At 69.8% G+C, this 6,812-nt stretch carries 7 protein-coding genes; 3 read left to right on the forward strand and 4 right to left on the reverse strand.

Annotated elements, in window-relative coordinates; all coding sequences use genetic code 11:
- Positions 1–289: 289 nt before the first annotated feature.
- Entirely contained in the window at positions 290–550 is a 261-nt protein-coding gene (gene rpsT, locus H5T77_RS09705) for a 30S ribosomal protein S20 (RefSeq protein ID WP_292648252.1), read from the forward strand.
- A gap of 174 nt (positions 551–724) precedes the next feature.
- Here rpsT and holA read toward each other — a convergent pair whose 3' ends face one another.
- The 4 genes from holA to H5T77_RS09725 form a co-directional block, all read right to left on the reverse strand.
- On the reverse strand, positions 725–1,708 hold the full coding sequence (holA, locus tag H5T77_RS09710) for a DNA polymerase III subunit delta (protein WP_292648253.1): 984 nt from the start codon (positions 1,706–1,708) through the stop codon (positions 725–727).
- 29 nt (positions 1,709–1,737) lie between these two features.
- Positions 1,738–3,942, reverse strand: a complete 2,205-nt coding sequence (locus H5T77_RS09715) for a ComEC/Rec2 family competence protein (RefSeq protein ID WP_292648254.1) — start codon at positions 3,940–3,942, stop codon at positions 1,738–1,740.
- 80 nt (positions 3,943–4,022) lie between these two features.
- Positions 4,023–4,925, reverse strand: a complete 903-nt coding sequence (locus tag H5T77_RS09720) for a helix-hairpin-helix domain-containing protein (protein ID WP_292648255.1) — start codon at positions 4,923–4,925, stop codon at positions 4,023–4,025.
- A 127-nt stretch (positions 4,926–5,052) separates the two neighbouring features.
- Positions 5,053–5,913, reverse strand: a complete 861-nt coding sequence (locus tag H5T77_RS09725) for a DegV family protein (RefSeq protein WP_292648256.1) — start codon at positions 5,911–5,913, stop codon at positions 5,053–5,055.
- 284 nt (positions 5,914–6,197) lie between these two features.
- Here H5T77_RS09725 and H5T77_RS09730 point away from each other — a divergent pair, with 284 nt between their 5' ends.
- Together H5T77_RS09730 and H5T77_RS09735 are read left to right on the forward strand one after the other, a co-directional pair.
- Positions 6,198–6,344 (forward strand): hypothetical protein, encoded by a 147-nt coding sequence (locus H5T77_RS09730; RefSeq protein WP_292648258.1) that lies wholly within the window; start codon positions 6,198–6,200, stop codon positions 6,342–6,344.
- A 50-nt stretch (positions 6,345–6,394) separates the two neighbouring features.
- Positions 6,395–6,812, forward strand: a 418-nt coding sequence (locus tag H5T77_RS09735; RefSeq protein ID WP_292648262.1) for a hypothetical protein, incomplete at its 3' end; no start/stop codon positions are given.

A 6,812-nucleotide genomic window follows, 5' to 3' on the forward strand; every position in this document is an offset into this window, starting at 1 on the left:
GAGCGTGAGGGGTGAGCAATGGACGGTTTGCACGAGAGCCGCCGCGCGGGGGACCTTAGACGCTCGAGCCGCGTCACAACAGGGGTCCCGCCCGGAAATCTCGTGACCGAGATCACCACAGCCTACCCTGGAGTAGCTACTCCGGGTACGGCGATTTGAGGCCATGGGACGCGAGTCTGTAATCTTGACCGCAAGCGTGTTCGCGTAGGCCTCTCCCCTCTCATTTCCCCGAGGGGCCGGATTGAGAGCTCGCACCACCACACGTCGAAGCACTGGAGATTATTCACCCATGGCGAACATCAAGTCGCAGATCAAGCGCATCAAGCAGAACGACAAGGCGCACGAGCGCAACAAGGCCGTCAAGAGCGAGCTCAAGACCGTCATCCGCAAGTTCGCCGCCGCCGCCGAGGCCGGCGACAAGGACGCTGCGGTCGAGAACGCCAAGGCTGCCACCCGGAAGCTCGACAAGGCCGTCTCCAAGGGCGTCATCCACAAGAACCAGGCCGCCAACCGAAAGTCGGCGATCGCCAAGAAGGCTGCCTCTCTCTGAGGTGAGTCCCGTCGAAAGCCCCCGTCGTCCGTGGCGGGGGCTTTCGCATTCCCGCCGAGGCGTCACTCGCGTCGCTCGAGGCGTCACTCGCGTCGGCCGAGTGGGCACCATGCTGACGTCTCGGCCGACCTGGCTGACGTCTCGGCCGACCTGGCTGACGCCTCGGCGTGGGGGTCAGCGCTGGCGCAGGGCGGCGATGGTGAGCACGAGGCGTTCGAGCGTGTACGCCGGGTCGCTGGCGGCGCCCTTGAGGTCGGCGTCGGCTCTGGCGACCGAGCGGAGGGCCTCGCCGATGCCTTCCCTGGACCAGCCGCGGGCTAGGCCGGCCACGGTCTTCTGCTTCCAGGGCGGGGTGCCGCTGTCGCGGATGCCGGCGACGTGGCTGGCGACGGTGCGCAACTGGCCGGCGACCGCGGAGAGGACGTAGACCGGGGAGGAGCCGGTGTCGAGGGCCCAGCGGATCTCCTCGAGGGCCTTGACCCGATCACCGGCGATGATCGCATCGGCGATCACATAGTTCTTCACCTCGGCCCGGCCACCGAAGTACTGCTTCACGTGCTCCAGGCCGAGTCGCTTCGCGTCGTTGTCCCCGGCGAGCTGGCTGGCCGCGGCGGACAGCGCACGGAGATCCTGACCGACCGCCTGGATCAGGAAGTCGGCGCCCTCCTCGTCGATGCTCGCGCCATGCAGGCGCATCTCGGCCTTCACGAAGCTGCCGAACTCGCGCGCCTTCAGCTCGACCGACTTGTGCTCGGTCACCAACGGGAGCTTGCGGAGCTTGGCGAGCGTGCCGCTGCCCTTCTGCCCTCCGCCGTGGACGAGGACGAGTGCGACCTCGTCCGAGGGCATGCCGGCATAGTCCATCAGGCCCGCCACCGACTCGTCCGGCAGGTTCTCCAAATTTCGCACGACCACGCAGCGGATGCTCGAGAAGAGCGAGGGCGCGCTCATCTCACCGAGCGTGGCCAGGGTCAGGTCGGCGGCGGTCGCATCGGAGACCTCTGCCTCGGGGTCGAAGGCCTTCACCGCGGCCTTCGCGGCCGCGACCGTACGCTCCCCGAGGAACTCCTCCTTGCCCGTCACCAGCGTCACCCGACCCAAGACGTCGGAGGCGGCCAGAGTGTCGGTGGGAGTCGATGCGGAGGCGGTGCGTGCCATGCTCAAACCTTCCCACACAGCACCGACACCTACTGCGTCACCACCGCTGCCTCGCCTCCTGACTCGACGACCGCGACCGAGCCGTCACGGTCGGTGCGGTAGACCGTGGTGCCGCTCTCCTCCAACCCCTGGACCGTGGCCGTGGCCGGGTGGCCGTAGTCGTTGGCGGCACCGACCGAGGTGAGCGCGACCTGCGCCCGCAGCGTACGCAGCCACGCGAGGTCCTGGTAGCGCGAGCCGTGATGAGGCACCTTGAGAACGTCGATGTCGAGCCCGGCCAGGTCGTCGGCGAGCTGGTCCTGGCCCTCCGGTTCGAGGTCGCCGGTCAGCAGCAGACGCAGGCCGCGGGACTCGACGAGAAGGACCACGCTCGCGTCGTTGGCCGTGGAGCCGTCGCCGGGGCCGCGGGTGTCTGTGTCGCCCGTAGGCCAGAGCACCTGGATCCGTGCCTCACCGATGCTGGTCGTGACTCCGTACGGAGCCGGCACCGGCACCACTCCGGCCGCAGCCGCGGTCTCCCCGAGCACCCGCACGCCCTCAGGTGGGTCCTGGAGACGCGAGGTCCACAGCTCCCCGACCCGACGCCCGGCGAAGGCCCCCTCGACGCCGTTGACGTGATCGGCGTGGAAGTGAGTGATCACCGCGAGCGGGACGTCCTCGATCTCGAGTCGGTCCAGACAGCCGTCCACGAGGTCCGGGTCGGGGCCGGCGTCCACGACCACCGCGCTCCCCTGCCCCGTACGCACCACCAACGCGTCTCCTTGCCCGACATCGCACATCACGAGCACCCACCCCGGCGGAGGCCAGCCCGGACTCGGCAGTCGCACCAGCGCCACCGCGAGCAGCAGGAGACATCCGGCCGCTCCGGTGACCGGATGCCGCAGGATCCGTGGCGCCAGAAAGGCGATGGCGGCGCAGACGACGGCCAGGACCGCGAGGGCGAGCGGCCCGGTCGCCCAGCCGACCGCCGCGGTCGGCTGATCTGCACCGACGCGAGCCACCGCGATGATCCAGGCGACGCACCAGGTCGCGATCGTGCCCGCCACCATCCCGAGCGGATCCCACACCAGCCCGAACAGACCTCCCAGGAGACCGAGCACGGTCGCGGGCGCAACGGCGGGCTCGACGAGCAGGTTGGCGAGGACCGCGACCAGGCTGACCTGGCCGGAGATGGCGGCCACGACCGGCGTGCACGCCAGCTGCGCCGCGGCCGGGACCGCGATCGCCTCCGCGCACCACTGCGGCATCCAACGACGCAGCGCATCTCGCCACGGTGGCCCGAAGAGCAGGATGCCGGCCGTGGCCAGCACGGAGAGGGTGAACCCGATCGAGATCGCCAGCCCCGGGTCGATCAGCAGAAGCCCGATCACCGCCGCCCCGAGCCCACGCAGAGCGCGTTGTCGCCCGTTGTGCGTCATCGCCAGCAGTCCGACCGCACCCATCGCGGCAGCCCGAACGACGCTCGGCTCCGTGCGGGCGAGCACGATGAACCCGAGGATGCCAAGCACCCCGACCGCGTACAGCCCTCTCCCCCGCACCCCGGCCCACCGGGCGACGATGAGCAGGAAGCCCACCACGAGAGTCAGGTTGGTGCCTGAGACCGCGAGCAGGTGCGTGAGACCGGTGGTCTGGAAGTCGTCCTCGAGGTCGTCGGAGAGCCCGGTGTCGTCACCGTCGACCAGCGCCGGGACCAGGGCGGCCTGGTCGGGCGGACGGTGTGCCACGGCGTCCCGGATCGAGTCGCGCAGCTTCTCCGAGGCTCGCCACCAGATCCCCGGGCCGGCGACGATCCGCGGCTCTGCGGCGATCAGCAGCGCGGACTCCTCGTGCGAGTCGCTCTCCCTCAGCCGTCCGGTCGTCGACACCGTCGCCCCCAGCGGGATCTCGGCCCACGCTTCGTCACCGAGCACGACCACCGGCGTACGCAGCCGGTAGACCACTCCGCGGCCGCTGACCTCCCGCACGCTGGCGCGCCGGAGCTGGTAGGTCGCGTGCTCGCCGGTCACCTCCTTCGGGTCGGTGGTGACCGTGGCGACCACCCGCACCTGCGCCTCTCGAGCGGCCAGGTCCGCCACCGGGTTGTCGCTGACCCGGGCGGCGTGCAGACCCGAGACGACCGCCGTCCCGGCGATCATCAGCGCCAACGCCAGCGCCGTCGCGGCTCTTCTCCGGATCGCCCAACCGCCGCCGACGCCGATGACGACCGTGAGCAGGGCCAGCAGAGTCACCCCCACCCGTCCGCCATCGACGACGGGGGGCCCGACCAACGCACCTGCCCAAGCCCCGGCCCCGAGAAGGGGGAGGCGTAGGTCGTTCACAACGTGACCAGCGGTTTCAACGAGTCGTAGGTCTTCGGACCGATCCCGTCGACCTCGAGCAGCTCGTCGACAGAGGTGAACGCGCCGTTGGTGGTGCGCCAGTCGATGATCGCCTGCGCTGTCACCGGCCCGACGCCGGGCAGGGTCTCCAGCTCCTCCATGGAGGCCGCGTTGAGGCTCACTCCCGCTCCGGACGCCCCGGCGGCCGGGCCACCCGCACCGGGCGCCGCGACGCCCGCTCCACCGTTGGGCGCCCCGACCACGATCTGCTGCCCGTCGCTGAGCAGGGCGGCGAGGTTGAGGCCGGCGAGATGCTTATGAGGCGCCCCACCGGCCGCCTCGACGGCATCGACCACCCTTGACCCGACCGGTAGCACGACGATGCCGGGCTTGGGCACCTTGCCTTCCACGTCGACCGTCACGGTCCCCGCCGACGCCCCTGCTGATGCCCCGGCCGACGGAACCGCGACCGAGCCTCCGGGCGCGGCAGAGTCGGTCGGCAACGGCACCAGCGGAGAGGCCGACGGCGCCGCCCGGGCGGCCGGCACCACCTCCGGGTCGGCACGGATCATCCACCAGCACGCCACCGCCAAGCCGGCGACCAGCGCCAGTGAGACGACGACGAGGTGCCACGGGCCGAGGCTCACCCGCCCACGCAACGGCTCCGGCAGCACCGCGTCGGGCGAGATCACGACCTGACGCCGAGACGCATGCCTCCCCGGGACCGGCACCAACGGGTCCAGCTCGGCGGTCTCGGTCGCGCCGGGCCCGTCCCACCACGGCGGCTGCCACTCCTCCTCGCCCTCGTCCCCCTCTCCCGGCGGATCGAGCTCAGCACGCAGCAGCTCCAGGCGCCGGGCGACGGCGTCGGCGTGGTCAGAGGTCGGTCGGGTGCGCATGGCGCCGAAACTATGCGTCCGGGCCGACAGTTCCGAGCCCGATTTCAGCGCCTGTGGAGAACCCGATCCTCAACCGGCCCTGTGGACGGAAACCGGCCCGAGAAGGTGCCCGAGTTAGGGTCCGGAATCAGAGCTGAGGCCCGACGACGACCGCCACGCACCCCGGCCCGACATGCGCACCGAGCACCGCGCCCAGCACCCCGACGCGTACGTCGCCGTCGATCTTGCCGTCCAGCTGCTCGGCGACCCCCGCGGCCATCGTGGCCGCCCGGTCGGGACTACCCAGATGCGCGACGACGACGTCGACCGCGTCCGCGTCCTCCCCGGCCTCGACCCCGAGGGCCTGCAGTCGTGCGATCGCCCGCTCGGCCGTACGCACCCGCTCGCTCGGCACGACCCGCCCCTCCTCGATCGTGAGCAACGGCTTGACCGCCAGCGCAGTGCCGAGCAGGGCGGCGGCAGCACCGATCCGCCCGCCCCGGCGCAGGTACTCGAGGGTGTCCACGTAGAAGTAGGACTGGGTGGCAGCGGACCGCTCCAGTGCAGCCTCGCGCGCTTCGGCAGCGCTCCCGCCCCGACCCGCGACCGCCGCGGCAGCCATCACCGCGAACCCGACCCCGGGCCCGACCAGCCGGGTGTCCACGGTGACAACCGGCACCGGCGACTCCCGCGCCGCGAGCATCGAGGACTCGCACGTCGCGCTCAGCTCCGCGGAGAGATGGATCGAGACGATTTCTTCGACACCCTGAGCCGCGAGGTCGGAGTAGACCTCAGCCAGGAGCGCCGGCGAAGGCCGTGACGTCGTCACGGTCTTGTGCGCGGCCAAGGCCGCGAGCAGCGCTTCGGGCGAGGTCTCCTCCACGCCGTCGTCGTACGAGGTCCCATCCACGATCACCTGCAACGGGACCGATGTGATCAGCTCCGCGGCATCCCCGAGATCGGGTGGAAGCATCGCGGTCGAGTCTGTCACGATCGCTACCCGGGCCATGCCCAGCAGCCTACAGATCGACCCATCGCGACGACACCACGAGCAGAGCCGGCCCGAGCCGGCCCAAGCCCGGTCACACGACGATGTTGACCAGCTTCGGCGCCCGGACGACGATGACCTTGCGACTGATCGATTGCAAGGCGAATCATCGCAAACCGACCATTACGTCCGTACAGACAAACTATGGTCGAGCCAGCTGCCAGGCACCGGCTCGGGACGTAACCTGCTGCTGTTCGGCAGTGCCATCTGGCCTTGGGGCCATCCATCACACACAGGAGATGCACATGTCGAACTTTGAACTCATCGCTCAGTTCACCGACGCCGAGTCCAACAGAGACTGGACGCCCATCGAGGCGCGTGAACTGACGCCGAACGGTCCCGGTCGGGTGACGCCCAACGACAGCTTCGACAGCCGCTGCGGCTGCAAGTAATCCGAGAGGAGTGTGGGCCAGCGTCTTCAGCGCTGGTCCACACCGCCGTCATGACAATGATCGAGACGATCATCCAAGACTGGTGCGAGGACCTCACCGACCAACTCGATTCTGAGGCACACCTTCTCGGCGTTGCAGATCGAGAAGTGCTTCGACAGTCGTTCAGCCACTGGATTGTCAACGACCTCCGCTTCTTGGTCGGCGACGCGTTGGATTCAGCCCACCAGGGTCTTCTCATAGCTCATGGGCCCACCGAGGCAGCTTCAATCCTCCGCGCCGAGGCCGCGTCGGGCCCGAACTGCGAGCTTCTGTCCTCGGTCTTCCCCGCAGCCACCTCGCTTCTGGCAAGTCGGCTGGCGGCGGCCGCGACAGCCATCAGAGAGCTTCTGTGTCGCTACGTCGATGACAAGGAGTCGCTGGACGCCCTCTGTTGGCATGGGCCCGTCGCATCCATCGAGGTGGGTCTCA

The organism is Nocardioides sp. (assembly GCF_014360585.1).
Classification (GTDB): Bacteria; Actinomycetota; Actinomycetes; order Propionibacteriales; family Nocardioidaceae; genus Nocardioides.

Bases quoted from the DNA above. Each gene is read 5' to 3' on its own strand.
- rpsT (WP_292648252.1), top strand. From the start codon at position 290: ATGGCGAACATCAAGTCGCAGATCAAGCGCATCAAGCAGAACGACAAG.
- H5T77_RS09725 (WP_292648256.1), bottom strand. From the start codon at position 5,913: ATGGCCCGGGTAGCGATCGTGACAGACTCGACCGCGATGCTTCCACCC.
- holA (WP_292648253.1), bottom strand. From the start codon at position 1,708: ATGGCACGCACCGCCTCCGCATCGACTCCCACCGACACTCTGGCCGCC.
- H5T77_RS09730 (WP_292648258.1), top strand. From the start codon at position 6,198: ATGTCGAACTTTGAACTCATCGCTCAGTTCACCGACGCCGAGTCCAAC.
- H5T77_RS09720 (WP_292648255.1), bottom strand. From the start codon at position 4,925: ATGCGCACCCGACCGACCTCTGACCACGCCGACGCCGTCGCCCGGCGC.